Annotated in this window: 15 protein-coding genes; 13 read left to right on the forward strand and 2 right to left on the reverse strand. The window is 58.0% G+C overall.

Going from position 1 to position 18,612, the window contains the following annotated elements:
* Positions 1-226: 226 nt before the first annotated feature.
* The 7 genes from GHO41_RS01165 (at position 227) to GHO41_RS01195 (ending at position 8,986) form a co-directional block, all read left to right on the forward strand.
* The gene (locus GHO41_RS01165) at positions 227-1,825 is read left to right on the forward strand and encodes an ABC transporter substrate-binding protein (protein WP_153432700.1); all 1,599 of its coding nucleotides are present in this window, start codon (positions 227-229) and stop codon (positions 1,823-1,825) included.
* A gap of 150 nt (positions 1,826-1,975) precedes the next feature.
* Entirely contained in the window at positions 1,976-3,343 is a 1,368-nt protein-coding gene (locus GHO41_RS01170) for an OprD family porin (RefSeq protein ID WP_153432684.1), read from the forward strand.
* 87 nt (positions 3,344-3,430) lie between these two features.
* Entirely contained in the window at positions 3,431-5,026 is a 1,596-nt protein-coding gene (locus GHO41_RS01175) for an ABC transporter substrate-binding protein (RefSeq protein ID WP_153389591.1), read from the forward strand.
* Between the two features lie 74 nt (positions 5,027-5,100).
* The gene (locus GHO41_RS01180) at positions 5,101-6,111 is read left to right on the forward strand and encodes an ABC transporter permease subunit (protein WP_048367255.1); all 1,011 of its coding nucleotides are present in this window, start codon (positions 5,101-5,103) and stop codon (positions 6,109-6,111) included.
* A gap of 10 nt (positions 6,112-6,121) precedes the next feature.
* On the forward strand, positions 6,122-7,033 hold the full coding sequence (locus GHO41_RS01185; RefSeq protein ID WP_048391413.1) for an ABC transporter permease subunit: 912 nt from the start codon (positions 6,122-6,124) through the stop codon (positions 7,031-7,033).
* 10 nt (positions 7,034-7,043) lie between these two features.
* On the forward strand, positions 7,044-8,012 hold the full coding sequence (locus GHO41_RS01190) for an ABC transporter ATP-binding protein (RefSeq protein ID WP_153328544.1): 969 nt from the start codon (positions 7,044-7,046) through the stop codon (positions 8,010-8,012).
* Positions 8,012-8,986 (forward strand): peptide ABC transporter ATP-binding protein, encoded by a 975-nt coding sequence (locus tag GHO41_RS01195; RefSeq protein WP_048367259.1) that lies wholly within the window; start codon positions 8,012-8,014, stop codon positions 8,984-8,986. The genes GHO41_RS01190 and GHO41_RS01195 overlap by 1 nt, the downstream gene beginning before the upstream one ends.
* Positions 8,987-9,327: 341 nt before the next feature.
* Here the strand turns inward: GHO41_RS01195 and GHO41_RS01200 are convergent, their stop codons facing one another.
* Complete coding sequence (locus GHO41_RS01200; protein ID WP_048367260.1) at positions 9,328-10,911, reverse strand: peptide chain release factor 3; 1,584 nt, start codon at positions 10,909-10,911, stop codon at positions 9,328-9,330.
* A gap of 337 nt (positions 10,912-11,248) precedes the next feature.
* Here GHO41_RS01200 and GHO41_RS01205 point away from each other — a divergent pair, with 337 nt between their 5' ends.
* Genes GHO41_RS01205 through GHO41_RS01220 form a run of 4 tightly spaced genes read left to right on the forward strand, consistent with a single transcriptional unit; the run spans position 11,249 to position 14,700 of the window.
* Entirely contained in the window at positions 11,249-11,965 is a 717-nt protein-coding gene (locus tag GHO41_RS01205) for an ABC transporter permease (protein ID WP_048367262.1), read from the forward strand.
* Positions 11,966-11,989: 24 nt separating this feature from the next.
* Positions 11,990-12,883 (forward strand): glycine betaine ABC transporter substrate-binding protein, encoded by an 894-nt coding sequence (locus GHO41_RS01210; protein WP_048367264.1) that lies wholly within the window; start codon positions 11,990-11,992, stop codon positions 12,881-12,883.
* A gap of 9 nt (positions 12,884-12,892) precedes the next feature.
* On the forward strand, positions 12,893-13,546 hold the full coding sequence (locus GHO41_RS01215; protein WP_048367265.1) for an ABC transporter permease: 654 nt from the start codon (positions 12,893-12,895) through the stop codon (positions 13,544-13,546).
* Entirely contained in the window at positions 13,543-14,700 is a 1,158-nt protein-coding gene (locus GHO41_RS01220) for a betaine/proline/choline family ABC transporter ATP-binding protein (protein WP_153432686.1), read from the forward strand. The genes GHO41_RS01215 and GHO41_RS01220 overlap by 4 nt, the downstream gene beginning before the upstream one ends.
* 124 nt (positions 14,701-14,824) lie before the next feature.
* Here the strand turns inward: GHO41_RS01220 and GHO41_RS01225 are convergent, their stop codons facing one another.
* The gene (locus GHO41_RS01225) at positions 14,825-15,724 is read right to left on the reverse strand and encodes a hypothetical protein (protein ID WP_153432688.1); all 900 of its coding nucleotides are present in this window, start codon (positions 15,722-15,724) and stop codon (positions 14,825-14,827) included.
* A gap of 374 nt (positions 15,725-16,098) precedes the next feature.
* Here GHO41_RS01225 and leuC point away from each other — a divergent pair, with 374 nt between their 5' ends.
* The gene (leuC, locus tag GHO41_RS01230) at positions 16,099-17,520 is read left to right on the forward strand and encodes a 3-isopropylmalate dehydratase large subunit (RefSeq protein ID WP_153432690.1); all 1,422 of its coding nucleotides are present in this window, start codon (positions 16,099-16,101) and stop codon (positions 17,518-17,520) included.
* The gene (leuD, locus tag GHO41_RS01235) at positions 17,517-18,131 is read left to right on the forward strand and encodes a 3-isopropylmalate dehydratase small subunit (protein WP_048367277.1); all 615 of its coding nucleotides are present in this window, start codon (positions 17,517-17,519) and stop codon (positions 18,129-18,131) included. Before leuC ends, leuD begins: the two co-directional genes overlap by 4 nt.
* Positions 18,132-18,612: the final 481 nt, after the last annotated feature.

Below are 18,612 nucleotides of genomic sequence, written 5' to 3' on the forward strand. Positions count from 1 at the left end.
TTTCCCTTCATCTTTAAGCTACCCCGTACTACAGCAGAGGCTATAGGACTCCCGGAAACGTCCTACAGCATTGTCAGCTCCGACGCATTTACTCACATACCTCGCGCCCTCTAACGTCTAGCCACTGCCGGCCCATCAGGCCGGATGGCTGATGCGCTGAACCCGTACGCCGCTCACAAGGCGCGTAGTCAGCGCTCATAAAACAACAAAAAGGATGGGGATCGTGATGCATAAACCTCTGGTTTTGTCTGTATTGATCAGCGCCGGCGCACTGGCCGGTAGCCCGCTCGCATACGCGGCCAATAGCCTGGTGTTTTGTTCCGAAGGCAGCCCTGCCGGTTTTGATACCGCGCAATACACCACTGCTACCGATAACGATGCTGCCGAGCCGCTGTACAACCGTCTGGCCGAGTTTGAAAGGGGCGGCACCGCCGCTGTTCCGGCCCTGGCAACTCACTGGGAGGTGTCTGAAGACGGCCTGACCTACACCTTCCATCTGCGCGACGGGGTCAAGTTTCATACCACGCCATGGTTTACCCCGACCCGAGACTTCAACGCTGATGACGTGCTGTTCACCTTCAATCGCATGATCCACCCAGACCATCCGTTTCGCCTCGCCTACCCCACCGAGTTCCCTTATTTCAGCGGCATGAGCCTTAACAAAAACATCGCCAGCGTCGAAAAAACCGGGCCGCTGACCGTGGTCATGACGCTCAACGCTGTAGACGCCGCCTTTATTCAAAACCTGGCCATGAGTTTTGCTTCGATTGTCTCGGCCGAATATGCCGAGCAACTGCTCGCCACCGGCAAACCTGGCGACATCAACCAAAAACCGGTCGGCACCGGCCCCTACATGTTCCAGCGCTATCAAAAAGACTCGAACATCCGCTATGCCGCCCACAAGGGCTATTGGGACCCAAGCCAGGTCAAACTCGACAGCCTGATTTTTTCGATCAACGTCGACGCCTCGGCACGCATGCAAAAGCTGCGCAAAAACGAGTGCCAGATCTCGCTGAACCCACGCCCTGCCGACCTGGCCGGGCTCAAGGCCGACCCGGCCTTGCAGGTTATTGAAAAGCCCGGTTTCAACCTCGGGTACATCACCTACAACGTCCAGCACAAACCGCTGGACCAACTGCCCGTGCGCCAGGCGCTGGACATGGCCATCAACAAGGAGGCCATTCTCAAGGCGGTGTATCAGGGCGCGGGGCAAAAGGCCGTCAACGCCATGCCGCCCACACAATGGTCCTATGACGACACCATCAAGGACGCGCCCTACAACCCGGAAAAAGCCAAAGCACTGCTCAAGGCCGCCGGGGTGAAAGAAGGCACAGAAATCACTTTGTGGGCCATGCCGGTGCAACGCCCCTACAACCCGAACGCCAAACTGATGGCGCAAATGCTGCAATCCGACTGGGCCAAGATCGGGCTCAAGATCAACATCGTCAGTTATGAGTGGGGCGAATACATCAAACGCACCAAACAAGGCGAGCATGACATCAGCCTCATTGGCTGGACCGGTGACAACGGCGACCCCGACAACTGGCTCGGCACCCTTTACAGCTGTGACGCCATTGGCGGCAATAACTACTCGATGTGGTGCGACAGCACCTACGAAGCACTGATCAAAAAAGCCAGAACCCTCACTGACCGCGAACAACGAACCGTCTTGTACAAACAGGCCCAACAGTTGCTCAAGCAACAGGTTCCGATCACCCCGATTGCCCACTCAACGGTCAGTCAACCCTTGAGCGTCAAGGTCAAGGGTTTTGAGGTCAGCCCCTTTGGCCGCAATACCTTCTCGGGCGTCAGCCTCGACGACTGAATAACCCTTTAACCCACCCACGTTTGCGCAGGCCACCCCACGGTGGTCCGCCAAGGCTTTGCCCGAACAAATGTTCCAACGCTCTAAACGGAGCCACACAGCTGTAACGCATAACAAAAACGACAATAAAAAAGCACAGGAGCCTCAACCATGAAACTTACAAGTACCGCGCTGTTAGCCATGGCCATCAGCAGCCTCAGTACAACCGCTCACGCCGATGAATTTATCGGCACCCAGCTTAAATCCGAAGCCAGCGAGCAAAGTACAGCTGAGGGTTTTGTCGAAGGCAGCAGCCTGAGCGGCACCACGCGCAACTGGTATGCCAACGAACTCAAACGTCGGGGTGGCCAGTTCACCTACAACGATCATGGCACCCGCAAAACCACGCCGCGCCGGATCAACTGGACCCAAGGCACCATCCTTGATTTCAGCTCGGGCTTCACCCAGGGCACCGTGGGTTTCAGCACCCAAGTGGCGGCGTACAACGCCATCGCCCTGGATCGCGATACCCATCACATCGCCGGCAATAACAACCGCACCCTCAGCCGCAGCGACGGCGATGCAGTCGGCCAGTGGAGCAAGCTGGGCCTGGCGAACATCAAGGCGCGTGTTTCCAACACCACACTGACCGTAGGCCGACAGAACTTCAGCAGCCCCACTATCGATGTGATCGGTAACCGTGCACTGCCTTCAAGCTTTCAAGGAGTGGGTTTGCGCAGCGAAGAGTTCAACAACCTGATTGTCGACGCGGGTTCCTTTGATCGCGTCTCGCCGCGTACCGAACAAAGCTTGAGCAAGTTCCGCAGTGAATATGGCGCCCTCGGGGTCGAAACAGATCGCGCCAGTGTCGCAGGCCTCAGCTATCAGCCGTTCAGCAGCCTGAAAACCTCGTTGTTTGCTACCCACGTCGAAGACTTCTGGAACCAGTACTACGTCGGCGCCGTGCATGACTGGGGCGACAATGCCGTGTTGGGCCTGAACACCAACTTTAACTACTACAAGACCCTCGACACCGGCAAAAAAGCCATGGGCGAGATCAACAACGACACCTACAGCCTGGCCTTCGGGCTGACCCATCAAGCCCACACCGTGAGCCTGTCGTACCAGCAAGTAGTCGGCGACGAGTACTTCGACTACCTGCACGAAACCAACGGTATTTACCTGGCCAACTCGCTGCTGTCGGACTTCAACGGCCCGAACGAAAAGTCACTGCAACTGGCGTACAGCATCAACATGGCGCAGTACGGTATTCCCGGCCTGAAATTCAACGCCTACCACGCCCGCGGTTGGGACATCGACGGCACCCACTACAAGGGCACCGCCTATGATGTACGCAACATGGACGGTGAAAAGCATTCGGAGTACAGCGTTGGCACATCCTATGCAATTCAAAGCGGTCCACTGAAAGCCACGGCCATCCGCGCGACCTACACCACGCACCGTGCCAGCAAAAACCAGTCTGACGGCAGCATCAATGAGTTCCGCGTGGTCACGACCATACCGTTCAATATTCTGTAAACGTCTTATAGCGCTCGACAGAACAGCAGCGGGCTCAAACAGCCCGCGCCGTTCTTGGCAGGCTCAATTAATCAGGAGAGGGTTGCCATGAAAAAATACCAACTGCGCACCGCCCTTGCCGCCGCACTGCTCAGTGCCGCCGTGAGTGTTAACGCCAAAACCCTGGTGGTGTGCACCGAAGCCAGCCCCGAAGGGTTCGATGTCGTTCAATACACCACGGCGGTGACCGCTGACGCCTCGGCAGAAACCATCCTTGACCGGCTGGTCGACTTCAAGCCGGGCACTACCGATGTTGAGCCAGCCCTGGCAGAGCGCTGGGACATCAGCCCGGACGGGCTGGAATACACCTTTTACCTGCGCCCCGGGGTGAAGTTTCAAACCACCGACTACTTCACACCGACCCGCACCCTGAACGCCGACGATGTGATCTGGAGCTTTCAGCGCCAGCTCGACCCCAATCACCCATGGCACGCGCTCTCGCTGGTAGGCTACCCCTACTTCGAAAGCATGGGCTTTAAAGACCTGCTCAAAAGCGTCGAAAAAGTGGACGACATGACGGTCAAGATCACCCTCAACCATGCCGAGTCGCCGTTTCTGCGCGACGTGGCCATGCCGTTCACCTCGATCTATTCCGCCGAATACGCCGACCAATTGCTCAAGTCCGGTAAAACCGCAGACCTCAACAGCAAACCCGTCGGCACCGGGCCGTTTATCTTCGTGCGCTACAACAAAGACGCCCAAGTGCGCTTCAAGGCCAACCCGGACTACTTCCGTGGCAAGCCACCGAGCGACAACCTGATTTTCGCCGTGACCACCGACAGCAACGTGCGCCTGCAAAAGCTCAAGGCCAACGAATGCCAGATCGCCCTCTACCCCAAGCCCGACGAAGTTAAAAATATCCGCCAGGACCCTAACCTCAAGGTCGACGAACTGGCGGCGCTGATGACCAGCTACATCGCCATGAACACCAGCCACAAGTACCTCAGCGATGTGCGGGTGCGCCAGGCCATCGACATGGCGTTCGACAAGCAAACCTACCTCAATAGCGTCCACGGTGCAGGCAACGCCCTGCTGGCCATCAACCCGTACCCGCCGACCATGCTGGGGTTCAACACCACCCTGCAAAGCCCGCCTCGCGACCTGGACAAAGCCCGCGCCCTGCTCAAGGAAGCCGGTGTGCCTGAAGGCACCACCTTCACCCTGTTCACCCGCAATGGTGGCGGCCCGACCAACCCCAACCCGATGCTCGGCGCCCAGTTGCTGCAGTCAGACCTGGCCAAAGTCGGCATCAAACTCGACATCCGGGTCATGGAATGGGGCGAAATGCTCAAGCGTGCCAAAGCAGGCGAACACGACCTTGTTTCAACCGGCTGGGGCGGTGACAACGGCGACCCAGACAACTTCCTCACCCCGCTGCTGAGCTGTGAGGCCGCTAAAAATGGCGAAAACTACTCACGCTGGTGCAACAAAACCTTCGAGGACCTGATCACCAAAGCCCGCAACAGCAGTGAACCCGCAGAGCGGGCTGCACTCTATGAACAAGCACAGGTGGTATTTCATCAAGAACAACCCTGGATCAACGTCGCCCACCCTATGCTGTTTACAGCCATGCGTAAAAACGTCGAGGGCTACACCCTCAGTCCATTGACCCATAATAATTTCGCCACAACCCAGGTGAAGTAGAACAATAAAATACCCGCCAGCGTCCACCCCGACACTGGCGAACTGCCTGACCGGCTGATGAGGAACACCACACGATGTTTAGTTTTATTGCCCGCCGAATAGGGCTGTTGATCCCTACGTTTTTCGGCGTCACCTTGCTCACCTTCGCCCTGATTCGCATGATCCCCGGCGATCCGGTCGAAGTCATGATGGGCGAGCGTCGCGTCGACCCCGAAATGCACGCTCAAGCCATGGAACGTCTGGGCCTGAACAAACCGCTCTATGAGCAATATTTTGATTACGTCGGCAAACTCGCCCACGGCGACCTCGGCGAATCCTTGCGCACCCGTGAAAGCGTGTGGACCGAATTCACTGCGCTGTTCCCCGCCACCCTTGAGCTGGCGGGTGCGGCGCTATTGTTCGCGGGCATTTTCGGCTTGCTGGCCGGTGTCATTGCAGCCCTCAAGCGCGGCTCACTGTTTGACCACGGGGTGATGGGCATTTCCCTCGCGGGGTATTCGATGCCGATCTTCTGGTGGGGCCTGATCCTGATCATGTTCTTCTCCGTGGGCCTGGGCTGGACCCCGGTTTCCGGGCGCATCGACCTGCTCTATGACATCGAGCCGAAAACCGGCTTCATGCTCATCGACACCTTGCTTAGCGACGAACCCGAAGCGTTCTGGGATGCGCTGCACCACATCATCCTGCCCGCCATCGTGCTGGGCACCATCCCCCTGGCGGTGATTGCGCGCATGACCCGTTCTTCGATGCTCGAAGTGCTGCGCGAAGACTACATCCGCACCGCCCGCGCCAAAGGCCTGTCGCCTGCCCGGGTGGTGTTCGTGCACGGCCTGCGCAACGCGCTGATCCCGGTGCTGACCGTGGTCGGCCTGCAAGTCGGCACCCTGCTGGCCGGTGCCGTGCTCACCGAAACCATTTTCTCGTGGCCCGGTATCGGTAAATGGCTGATCGAAGCCATTGGCGCCCGGGACTATCCCGTGGTGCAAAACGGCATCCTGCTAATCGCCTGCCTGGTGATTCTGGTCAACTTCGTGGTGGACATCCTCTACGGCTTTGCCAACCCACGCATCCGTCACCAGCGCTGAGATCCTGACCATGAGTACCTCGACCAATAGCACTGAAGTGGATCAAAGCCTGCTTTATCCCTCCCCGTACAAAGAGTTCTGGCACGCCTTCGCGAAAAACAAAGGCGCAGTGGCGGGCCTGATGTTCATGAGCCTCATCGTGTTCTGCGCGGTGTTTGCCCCGTGGGTCGCCCCGCATAACCCGAGCGAGCAATACCGCGATTTCTTGCTCACCCCGCCGGTGTGGCTGGAAGGCGGCAACTGGCAATTTTTGCTGGGCACCGACGAACTGGGCCGGGACATGCTCTCGCGCCTGATCGCAGGTTCGCGCCTGTCACTGTTAATCGGCTTGTCATCGGTGGTGATTTCGCTGATTCCGGGGGTGATCCTTGGCCTGTTCGCCGGGTTCTTCCCGCGCCTGCTGGGCCCGAGCATCATGCGTTTAATGGACATCATGCTGGCCTTGCCGTCGTTGCTGCTGGCGGTGGCGATTGTCGCCATCCTCGGCCCTGGCCTGATCAACACCGTGATCGCGATTGCCGTGGTCTCGCTGCCGTCCTACGTACGCCTGACCCGCGCCGCCGTGATGGGCGAGCTGAACCGCGACTACGTCACCGCTGCACGCCTGGCCGGTGCCAGCTTGCCGCGCCTGATGTTTATCACCGTGCTGCCCAACTGCATGGCGCCGCTGATCGTACAGGCAACCTTGAGCTTCTCGTCAGCGATCCTCGACGCCGCTGCCCTGGGGTTTCTGGGGTTGGGCGTGCAACCGCCAACGCCCGAGTGGGGCACCATGCTCGCCTCGGCCCGTGACTACATCGAACGTGCCTGGTGGGTGGTGAGTCTGCCCGGCCTGGCTATTTTGCTCAGCGTGCTGGCAATCAACCTGATGGGCGACGGTCTGCGCGATGCGCTGGACCCGAAACTCAAAAACGCCGCCTGAGGAGATTCCCATGTCACTGCTAGAAATCAAGAATCTCAACGTTCGTTTTGGCGACGCCAACGCCGTGCCGGTTGTCGATGGTTTGAGCCTGTCTGTGGATAAAGGCGAAGTACTGGCCATCGTCGGTGAATCGGGGTCGGGCAAGTCCGTGACCATGATGGCGCTGATGGGCCTGATCGAAGCCCCCGGCATTGTCACCGCCGACGCCCTGAACTTCGACGGCAAAAACATGCTGACCCTCAGCCCGCGTCAACGCCGGCAAGTGGTCGGCAAAGACATGGCGATGGTCTTTCAAGACCCGATGACCGCCTTGAACCCCAGCTACACCGTGGGTTTCCAGATTGAAGAAGTGCTGCGCCTGCACCTCAAGATGTCGAAAAAAGACGCCCGTAAACGCGCCATCGAACTGCTCGAAAAAGTCGAAATCCCCGCAGCGGCCAGCCGTATGCAGGCTTATCCACACCAGTTGTCGGGGGGCATGAGCCAGCGTGTTGCGATCGCCATGGCCATCGCCGCCGAACCCAAACTGCTGATCGCTGACGAACCGACCACCGCGCTCGACGTGACCATTCAGGCGCAGATCATGGATTTGCTGCTCAACCTGCAACGCGAGCAGGACATGGCCCTGGTGCTGATTACCCATGACCTCGCCGTGGTCGCCGAAACCGCACAGCGCGTGTGCGTGATGTACGCAGGCCAAGCGGTCGAAGTCGGCAACGTGCCGGGGCTGTTTGACGTCCCGGCGCACCCGTACAGCGAAGCATTGCTGGCGGCCATCCCGGAACACAGTATGGGCGCTGCGCGGTTGGCGACCTTGCCCGGCATCGTCCCCGGCCGTTACGACCGCCCGCAGGGCTGCTTGCTGTCCCCGCGCTGCCCGTACGTGCAAGACACCTGCCGCCAGCAACGCCCGGCCCTTGAACCCAAAGCTCACAGCCAGGTGCGCTGCTTCTTCCCCTTGAACCAGGAGGTGGCGTAATGACTGTTGTTCTGACTGCCCGTGATCTGACCCGCCATTACGAAGTGTCCCGCGGCCTGTTCAAAGGCCATGCCGTGGTCCGTGCGCTCAACGGTGTGTCTTTTGAACTTGAAGCCGGAAAAACCCTGGCCGTGGTCGGTGAATCCGGCTGCGGCAAATCAACCCTCGCCCGCGCCCTGACCTTGATCGAAGAGCCCTCCTCGGGCTCATTGAAAATAGCCGGGCAAGAAGTGGCAGGCGCCAACAAGGCCGAACGCAAACAACTGCGCAAAGACGTGCAGATGGTCTTCCAGAGCCCCTACGCCTCACTCAACCCACGGCAAAAGGTCGGTGACCAACTGGCCGAGCCGCTGCTGATCAACACCGCCCTGAGCGCCAGCGAACGCCGTGAAAAAGTCCAGGCCATGATGAAACAGGTCGGCTTGCGCCCTGAGCATTACCACCGCTACCCGCACATGTTCTCGGGTGGCCAGCGCCAGCGCATCGCCCTGGCTCGGGCCATGATGCTGCAACCCAAAGTGTTGGTGGCCGATGAGCCGACCTCAGCCCTCGACGTGTCGATTCAGGCCCAGGTGCTCAACCTGTTCATGGACTTGCAGCAAGAGTTCAACACCGCTTACGTCTTCATCTCGCACAACCTGGCGGTGGTGCGGCATGTGGCCGACGAAGTCTTGGTGATGTACCTGGGCCGCCCGGTAGAAATGGGCCCCAAAGAAGAAATCTACACCCGGCCGCTGCACCCTTACACCCAGGCGCTATTGTCGGCGACCCCGACCATCCACCCGGACCCGCTCAAGCCGAAAATCAAAATCGCCGGAGAACTGCCCAACCCGCTCAACCCGCCCTCTGGTTGCGCCTTCCACAAGCGCTGCGCGTACGCGACCGAGTTTTGCAGCACTCATGAGCCGTCATTGCGTGTGCTGGATAATCGGCAAGTGGCTTGCCATCATGCGGAGCTGTTTTTGCAGGCGTAGCGCAAAACCCTGGCTGTAGGCGCCAATGCAATTCACTTAAAAAGGGTGGGAGCGGGCTTGCTCGCGATGGCCTTTAGAGCGCCTCATTTATTCGGCAAAACGCGTCATCGTTAACGACTATCGCGAGCAAGCCCGCTCCCACAGAGTTAAGTGACCAGTCAGGGTTTATGTCTGGCTGTCGCCATCGTCGGCATCGCTGCTGTCATCGCCAGAGCTGCCGTCCTGGCCGTCAGCAACACCAACACCACTTAAAGCGGGCGATAGACCTGTTTGGAATAGCCAGGCATAAAAAAAGCGAAGCCCGAAGGCTTCGCTTTTTTAACCCGTAAACGCCGGAGCGCTTAGTGGTGCTCACGCGTTGCGCGGAAGCTGATTTCTGGCCAACGCTCTTCCATCAACGCCAGGTTGACGCGGGTCGGGGCCAGGTAAGTCAGGTGTCCGCCGCCATCGACGGCCAGGTTTTCAACGGCCTTGTTGCTGAACTCTTCCATCTTCTTTTTATCGCTGCTGTCGATCCAGCGCGCGGAGTACACAGTGATTGGCTCGTAGGAGCATTCCACTTTGTATTCTTCTTTCAGGCGGCTCGCGACCACGTCGAACTGCAGCACACCGACGGCGCCCAGAATGATGTCGTTACTGCGCTCCGGGAAGAACACCTGGGTGGCGCCCTCTTCGGCCAGCTGCTGCAAGCCTTGGCGCAACTGCTTGGACTTGAGCGGATCGCGCAGACGCACGCGACGGAACAGTTCCGGGGCGAAGTGCGGGATACCGGTGAAGCTGAGGTTTTCACCCTCGGTGAAGGTGTCACCGATCTGGATGGTGCCGTGGTTGTGCAAACCGATGATGTCGCCCGCGTAGGCTTCTTCGAGCTGTTCACGCTCGGAGGAGAAGAACGTGAGTGCATCGCCGATGCGCACGTCTTTGCCAGTACGCGCGTGGCGCATCTTCATGCCCTTTTCGTACTTGCCCGAGCAAATGCGCATAAAGGCGATACGGTCGCGGTGTTTAGGGTCCATGTTCGCCTGGATCTTGAACACGAAGCCGCTGAATTTTTCTTCAACCGGCTCAACCACACGCTCGTTGGCCACACGGGCCAGCGGCATCGGAGCCCAGTCAACCACCGCGTCCAGCACGTGGTCGACACCGAAGTTGCCCAACGCCGTACCGAAGAACACCGGGGTCAATTGACCGTCTAGGAACTCCTGCTGGTTGAACTCGTGGCAGGCGCCCTGCACCAGCTCAAGCTGTTCGACAAAACGATCGTACTCGTCACCCAAATGGGCGCGGGCTTCGTCGGAGTCAAGCTTTTCGATGATCTTGGTTTCGGTACGTTCATGACCGTGCCCGGCGGTGTAGACGATGATGTAGTCGTCTGCCAGGTGGTAAACACCCTTGAAGTCGCGGTAGCAACCAATCGGCCAGGTGATCGGCGCTGCCTTGATTTTGAGGACGGCTTCGATCTCGTCGAGCAATTCGATCGGGTCACGAATGTCACGGTCGAGTTTGTTGATAAAGCTGACGATCGGCGTGTCACGCAGGCGGCAAACGTCCATCAGGGCGATGGTCCGCGGCTCAACACCTTTACCGCCGTCGAGCACCATCAGCGCCGAGTCGACCGCCGTCAATGTGCGGTAGGTGTCTTCCGAGAAGTCTTCGTGGCCCGGGGTGTCGAGCAGGTTGATCATGTGGTCGCGATACGGGAACTGCATGACCGACGTGGTAATCGAAATACCCCGTTGCTTTTCCATTTCCATCCAGTCGGAGGTGGCATGGCGGTCGGACTTTCGCGATTTCACCGTACCGGCGACCGCAATCGCCTTGCCCATCAGCAAGAGCTTCTCGGTGATGGTGGTTTTACCCGCATCGGGGTGGGAAATAATGGCGAAAGTGCGGCGTTTCGCGACTTCGGCGGCCTGATGGGTCATGGGAAATCGCCTGACGATTGATTCAAAAAAGGGCGCGGATTATAGCCCAAATCAGGGCCGTGCAGCCACCGTTCGCGCCCTTGCTCGTCGGACAAGGGTGGCAATGTGCCGTAAAAAATGTGAACCTTTTAAACAGTGGAGGCGTCCATTCCTTTGATACGACAACGTGTCAGGGGCTGAATTATCAGCAAGTTAGTCTGACGAGGCTGCGCTAATGACAGGCAATTGGGGTGTATTTCGCCCCACCTGTTGCTCTTCGCGAACGCATTGCCGGCAGCCATAAATGGCCTTGCCACACGGGAATGTGTCCGCCGACTGAAAAAAAAGGAGTCCGCCTATGGCTAATCGCTATGGTAAAGGGCTTATAGGATGCGCGGTTGTGATCGCGGTCCTGGCCCTGTTGGTCCACTGGATCGGCATAAGCACTATCGAACACTATCAAGATGATCTGTTGTTCTACCTGCAAGCCCACCTGTACCTCGTACTCGCTTCAATGTTTATCGCCCTCCTTGTAGGGATACCCGCTGGCATTGCGTTAAGCCGACCGAACATGGTCGGGCATGCCGAACGTTTCATGCAGGTCTTCAACATCGGTAACACCGTTCCACCGCTTGCAGTACTGGCCATTGCCCTGGGTTTTCTGGGGATCGGCAGTGGGCCTGCTATCTTCGCGCTGTTTCTCGCCTCGTTGCTGCCCATTGTGCGCAACACCTACGAAGGCCTGAAAAACGTTCCTGCCTCACTCAAAGAAGCCGCTGTCGGTATCGGCATGACCCCGCGCCAAGTGCTGTGGCGCGTCGAATTGCCCAATGCCGTGCCCATCATCATGGGCGGCGTGCGGGTTGCACTGGCGATTAACGTCGGTACTGCGCCGCTGGCCTTCCTGATTGGCGCCAACAGCCTGGGCAGTCTGATTTTCCCTGGCATTGCCCTCAACAATCAGCCGCAATTGATCCTTGGCGCAGCGTGTACCGCGCTGTTGGCATTGCTGCTCGACGGCCTGGTGATACTCATCAGCCGCCGCTGGTTGGAACGCGGTCTGCGACCTTCATAGGTCGGGCTGAGGAAAGGAATAATCATGAAGAAAATTAGCTTGATATTAGGCTGCATCCTGCTGTTCGCAGGAATTGTTCAGGCCGCAGAAAAACCCACCATCCGTATTGGTGCGCGGGTGTTTACCGAGCAAACCCTGCTCGCAGAAATCACCGCCCAGTACCTCAACAGCAAGGGCTATAACGCCCAGGTAACCGGCGGTCTGGGCAGCAGCCTGGCACGCAGCGCCCATGAAACCGGGCAACTGGACATGGTGTGGGAATACACCGGTGTGTCGCTGGTGGCCTACAACCACATCACCGAGAAGCTCGACAAAGATCACGCCTACGACCGCGTGAAAGAAGTCGATGCGAAAAAGGGCCTGATCTGGCTGCACCCGTCCAAGTTCAGCAACACCTATGCGCTGGCGTTGCCACAAAACGTGGCTGAAAAGTTCCCGGACATCAACACCATCAGCGATCTGGACAAAGCGCTGCGTGACCCGGAAAACAAAAACGCCCTGGTGGCACTTGATACCGAGTTCGCCAACCGCTCCGACGGTTTGCAAGGCATGGTCAAGCTGTACGACATGGACCTGACGCGCAAAAACATTCGCCAGATGGACGCAGGCCTGGTCTACACCGCCCTTAAAAACGGCCAGGTGTTTGCAGGGCTGGTGTACACCACTGACGGTCGCTTGAGCGCCTTCAACCTCAAGTTGCTCGACGACGACCTGCATTACTTCCCGGACTACACCGCCGCGCCGGTGGTGCGTAAAGCCTTCCTGGATGCGCACCCGGACCTCGAAGCGCAACTCAAGCCGCTGGCTGACCTGCTGGACGACGAAACCATGCGCCAGCTCAACGCCCGGGTCGACGTTGACCACGAAAGCCCGTCCAAAGTCGCCGCAGACTTTCTGCGCCAACATCCACTCAACTGAGGAGAAGACATGGAATTTCTAAACGCCTTTTCCCACATGGACTGGTCGCTGGTCGCACACCTGACATGGCAGCACATCACTCTGGTCGGTATTGCCGTCACCCTGGCCATTGTGGTCGGCGTGCCCTTGGGCGTGCTGATGACCCGCTTCCCGTCGCTGGCAGGCCCCATGCAAGCCAGCGCCACAGTGATGCTGACCATTCCGTCGATTGCGCTGTTTGGTCTGTTGCTGCCGTTTTACTCGAAGTTCGGCCAGGGCCTGGGCCCGATGCCCGCTATTACCGCCGTGTTCCTGTATTCGCTGCTGCCGATCATGCGCAACACCTACCTCGCCCTCACCGGCGTTGAGCCAGGTATTCGTGAAGCAGCACGCGGCATCGGCATGACCTTCGGCCAGCGCCTGCGCATGGTTGAACTGCCCATCGCTGTACCGGTGATTCTGGCCGGTGTGCGCACCGCCGTGGTGATGAACATCGGTGTCATGACCATCGCCGCCACCATCGGTGCTGGCGGTCTGGGTGTACTTATTCTGGCTGCAATCAGCCGCAGCGACATGTCGATGCTGATCGTCGGCGCGGTCCTGGTCAGTGTTCTGGCCATCGTCGCTGACCTGCTTCTGCAATGGCTGCAACGCTCGTTGACTCCAAAAGGATTACTGAAATGATCGAACTTCAAAACCTCAGCAAGACCTTCCAAAGCAACGGCAAAGACGTCAAGGCCGTGGACTCGGTAAGCCTGACCGTCAACGAAGGCGAAATCTGCGTATTCCTCGGGCCATCGGGTTGCGGCAAAAGCACCACGTTGAAGATGATCAACCGTCTGATCAAACCGACCTCCGGCAAGATTTTGATCAACGGCGAAGACACCACCGACCTCGACGCGGTGACGCTGCGCCGCAACATTGGTTACGTGATTCAGCAGATCGGTCTGTTCCCGAACATGACCATCGAAGAAAACATCACCGTGGTGCCGCGCCTGCTGGGCTGGGACAAACAAAAGTGCCATGACCGTGCCCGCGAACTGATGAGCATGATCAAGCTGGAACCCAAGCAGTACCTGCACCGCTACCCGCGTGAGCTGTCGGGTGGCCAGCAACAGCGTATCGGCGTGATCCGCGCCCTCGCGGCCGACGCACCGCTGCTGTTGATGGACGAGCCGTTCGGTGCGGTCGACCCGATCAACCGCGAAATGATCCAGAACGAATTTTTCGAGATGCAGCGCGCGCTGAACAAGACCGTGATCATGGTCAGCCACGACATCGACGAAGCGATCAAGCTGGGTGACAAAATCGCCATCTTCCGTGGCGGAAAGCTGCTGCAGATGGACCACCCGGACACCCTGCTCGCGCATCCGGCCGACGACTTTGTCAGCAACTTTGTCGGCCAGGACAGCACGCTCAAGCGCTTGCTGCTGGTCAAGGCCGAAGACGCGGCCGACAACGCACCGTCGGTGAGCCCGGAAACCCCGGTGGCCGAAGCGCTGGACCTGATGGACGAACTCGACCGCCGCTATGTCGTCGTCACCGACGCCGACAACAAGGCATTGGGTTATGTACGCCGTCGCGACCTGCACCGCCAAACCGGCACCTGCGGCCAATTCCTGCGTGAATTCAACGCCACGGCGGCCTACGACGAACACTTGCGCATCCTGCTGTCGCGCATGTACGAGTTCAACCGCTCCTGGTTGCCGGTGATGGACGCCGAACGTGTGTTCCTCGGTGAAGTGACCCAGGAATCGATCGCCGCCTACCTGAGTTCAGGCCGTTCACGCGGGGCCAAAACCAGCATCGTTTCACCTGCCGAGACCGCGCAGGCCTGACCCCCCGTGTAGGAGCGAGCTCGTCTCGCGATCTTTTGACCTTTAAAAGATCGTGAGACGAGCTCGCTCCTACAGGGCTTATCCAACACGAATCATGATCTGAGCCATGACCCGGCCCATAAACTCACCGTTGGGTGTGCAGGCTCGGCGCTTGGTCTTCGGGAATAAATCGGAAAGTCGCTGGATCCGCGTCATTGGCCGGCAAGCTAATGAGAATGATCGGAACCAGAATGCCCGTCTCCTTCAAAAAATCCTGTTGGTCATATTGCGCGCCAGCCTTGCCTGAACTGTCCAGATAAAAGAACGCTTGAAGTGGTAATACATCACCTATGTCCTGATCCCACTTGGCGACTCTCAGCTCATTGTGACTAGAGAGTTGAGGGTTGAATACCAAACGCTGAGCTTTAAGCCCTTCGGTAAACGCAATCGTTGCATTTTCACCTAATGCTTCACGCACATTAAAACCGCACATTTCGCCATAACTGCCATATTGATTGTAATGTTCGACCCATCGTTCAGCCGTATTAATACCTTGTACCTGGCACTCCCGGCTGGTTGGCCGATTTGGACTTTGACCGCATCCCTGATCCTCCCTTGCATTCGTCGCCCCATCCCGGGGAAAGAAACACAAAATGGACACACTGACTTTACCTTCAGGTGCAAGCAGGCGCGGATATAAGATAAACCCATTCTTATACAGGTAGAAATTTGTAAACTTTGTGTCTTTGCGCAAATACGAGAACGATACCCCGTTACCACTGGGATTGGGGTTCCAGGCATGATACTGGGTCGAAGGCGACGTCCCCCTGATGATGACACCTGAACATTCAAATGCGGCGGAGGGATTGTGCGGCCGACATGCACTGACCGGGTTGTTGTAACGTTCGGTCAATGCCGCTGCGGTTTCTTCACCTAAACGATTCAAGTGTTGGTATGCCCCAGCAGGCGTCGACGTTTTAACACCTTCATGGCTGGCGCACGCTGTTAATAAAACTGTTAAAACTACCAGTAATAATCTTGTCATTATCAGTACCTTAAGGTGATTAAATGCAAACACGCTAAATGGCGCGAAGAACAACTTGCGACAGCTTGGCGGCTTTAACCAATACAAACACCTGTAAGAACTGACAGTTATCTATAATTAAAGTGAATATGATTTTAACTTATCTGCCTTTGCAGTTCTGTCAGCGCTCCAGACGCTGCACTAAAGGACGGTGAGGAGTTGGTTGAAGTGACACAAAAATCAATTAGCCCCTAGCCGTTTCAAAACAGCTCACGCGCCACAACAATTTTTTGCATCCAACACGAATCATGATCTGAGCCATCACTGCCTGGCCATTGATGGTGCACTGCCCGTCCTTATGATGGCTCGCATGCCTTTCGCTGCGAGCCTGCCCCATGACCCACGCCAAAACCCTCTATGACAAGCACATCGATGCGCACACCGTGTGCGCGCTCGATGACCAAGGGCATGTTTTGCTCTACATCGACCGTCAGGTCATTAACGAATACACCAGCCCGCAAGCCTTCAGCGGTTTGCGCGAGGCCGGGCGTGATGTGTGGCGCCCGCAAACCGCACTGGCGGTGGTTGACCATGTGAACCCGACCGCGCCGTTGCGCGTTGCCGCCATGGCCGATGCCGGCGGCGCGTTGCAGGTGTCGTACCTGCAACAGAACTGCGAAAAGTTCGCCATCGAGCTGTTTGATGTGCTCGACAAGCGCCAGGGCATCGAACACGTCATCGCCCCGGAACAAGGGTTTATCTTGCCCGGCATGGTGATCGCCGCCGGTGACAGCCACACCACCACCTACGGCGCATTGGGGGCGTTTGGATTCGGCATCGGCACCTCGGAAATCGAGCACCTGCTGGCCACCCAGACCCTGGTGTATAAACGCCTGAAAAGCATGCGTGTCACTGTTGAGGGCGAACTGGGTACAGGGCTGACCTCCAAAGACGTGATCATGGCCCTGATTGGCAAGATCGGTGCCTCCGGCACCAGCGGTTATGCCATTGAGTTTGCCGGTTCGACCATTGAGGCGCTGAGCGTCGAAGCGCGCATGACCATCTGCAACATGGCCGTCGAAGCCGGTGCTCGCGGCGCCTTTATGGCCCCCGATGACAAAGTGTTCGCCTACCTGCAACTCAAGCCGCGTGCCCCGCAAGGCGAACAATGGGAACGCGCCGTGGCCCGCTGGCGCTTGCTGTACAGCGACCCCGGCGCACAGTTCGATCAAGAAGTGCACCTGGACGCCACTGAGTTGCAGCCCATGGTCACCTGGGGCACCAGCCCCGACCAGGCCGCCACCATTGGCAGCACCGTGCCTGACCCGCAGGGTGTCAGCGATTTAATTTTGCGCCAGGACATGCGTCGCGCCTTGAGCTACATGGGCCTGGAGCCCGGCATGGCGCTGAACGAGGTGGTCATCAGCCACGCCTTTATCGGTTCCTGCACCAACGCCCGGATTGAAGATTTACGCGACGCGGCCCACGTTGTACGCGGCCATAAGGTCGCAGCCCATGTACGCGCCATGATTGTTCCTGGCTCCACCCAAGTACGCGATCAGGCAGAAGCGGAAGGCTTGGCGGCGATCTTTATCGAGGCTGGATTTGAGTGGCGCCAGTCCGGCTGCTCGATGTGCCTGGCCATGAACGATGACGTGCTCGCCCCCGGCGACCGCTGCGCCTCCAGCACCAACCGTAACTTCGAAGGCCGCCAGGGCGCCGGGGCACGCACCCACCTGATGAGCCCGGCCATGGTCGCGGCCGCCGCCATTACCGGCCACCTCACAGACGTTCGCCAACTTGCCGGGAGACTCTGAGCATGCAACCTTTCACCACCGTCAGCGGCAAGGCCGCGCCCCTGCTCGCCGCCAATATCGACACCGACGTGATCATGCCCAAGCAGTTTCTTAAAGGTATTGATCGCAACGGGCTGGATCGCGGCGTGTTTTTCGACCTGCGCTTTCTGCCCTCGGGCGCGCCAAACCCTGAGTTCATCCTCAACCAGCCCGCGTGGCAAGACGCGCGTTTTCTGGTCACCGGGCCGAACTTCGGCTGTGGTTCCAGCCGCGAGCATGCGGTCTGGGGCTTGAAACAGTTGGGTATCCGCGCACTGATTGGCAGCAGCTTCGCCGGGATTTTCTATGACAACTGCCAGCGCAACGGCGTGCTGGTGATCACCCTGGAAGACGTACTGGTGCAGGCGCTGGGCCGACTCATCAGCCAGCCCGAAACGGCTGAAATCACGATAGACCTGATCACGCAAAGCATCCGCCTGGCGGAGGGTTCAGTGATTGAATTCAAGATCGACGACCTGCGCAAAACCGCACTGTTAAAGGGGCTGGATGCGATAGGCAGCACCTTGCAGCGCAGTGCACAGATTCGCGAATTTGAGCAGCGGCATTTGCAGGCTAATCCTTGGTTGCGCTGAAAAGCGCCCTCACCCCAGCCCCCTGTAGGAGCGAGCTTGTCTCGCGATCTTTTAAAGATCAAAAGATCGCGAGACAAGCTCGCTCCTATCAAACATGAAATAACCCATTGTTTTTTAAGTAAAAAATATTGGTGCGCGAGTTGTACGGTGGCGAAAGGGTTCACTCTCCTATACGTGGTCACGGCAAGCCGTGCCGACAATGACTCCACGCCGATACCGTACGGACCACTCTCTTATTCGGGTGCAAACACACCAGTGCTGGCTACGGTCTCTGCCTCACGCAAATATAAGAGTAGACACATAACAGTTTGCTGCGCGACAGCGCGGCGTCGAAGACGGGGCGGCCCCTCTTATCAAACATAAAATAAGTGATTGATTTTAAAGGCTTTGTAGGAGCGAGCTTGCTCGCGATCTTTTGATCTAGATCTTGCTTTTGATCTTGATCTAAAAGGCCCCATTAAACCACGCTGGCCGAACGCAG

The organism is Pseudomonas sp. FSL R10-0399, assembly GCF_009600165.1.
Lineage (GTDB): Bacteria > Pseudomonadota > Gammaproteobacteria > Pseudomonadales > Pseudomonadaceae > Aquipseudomonas > Aquipseudomonas helleri.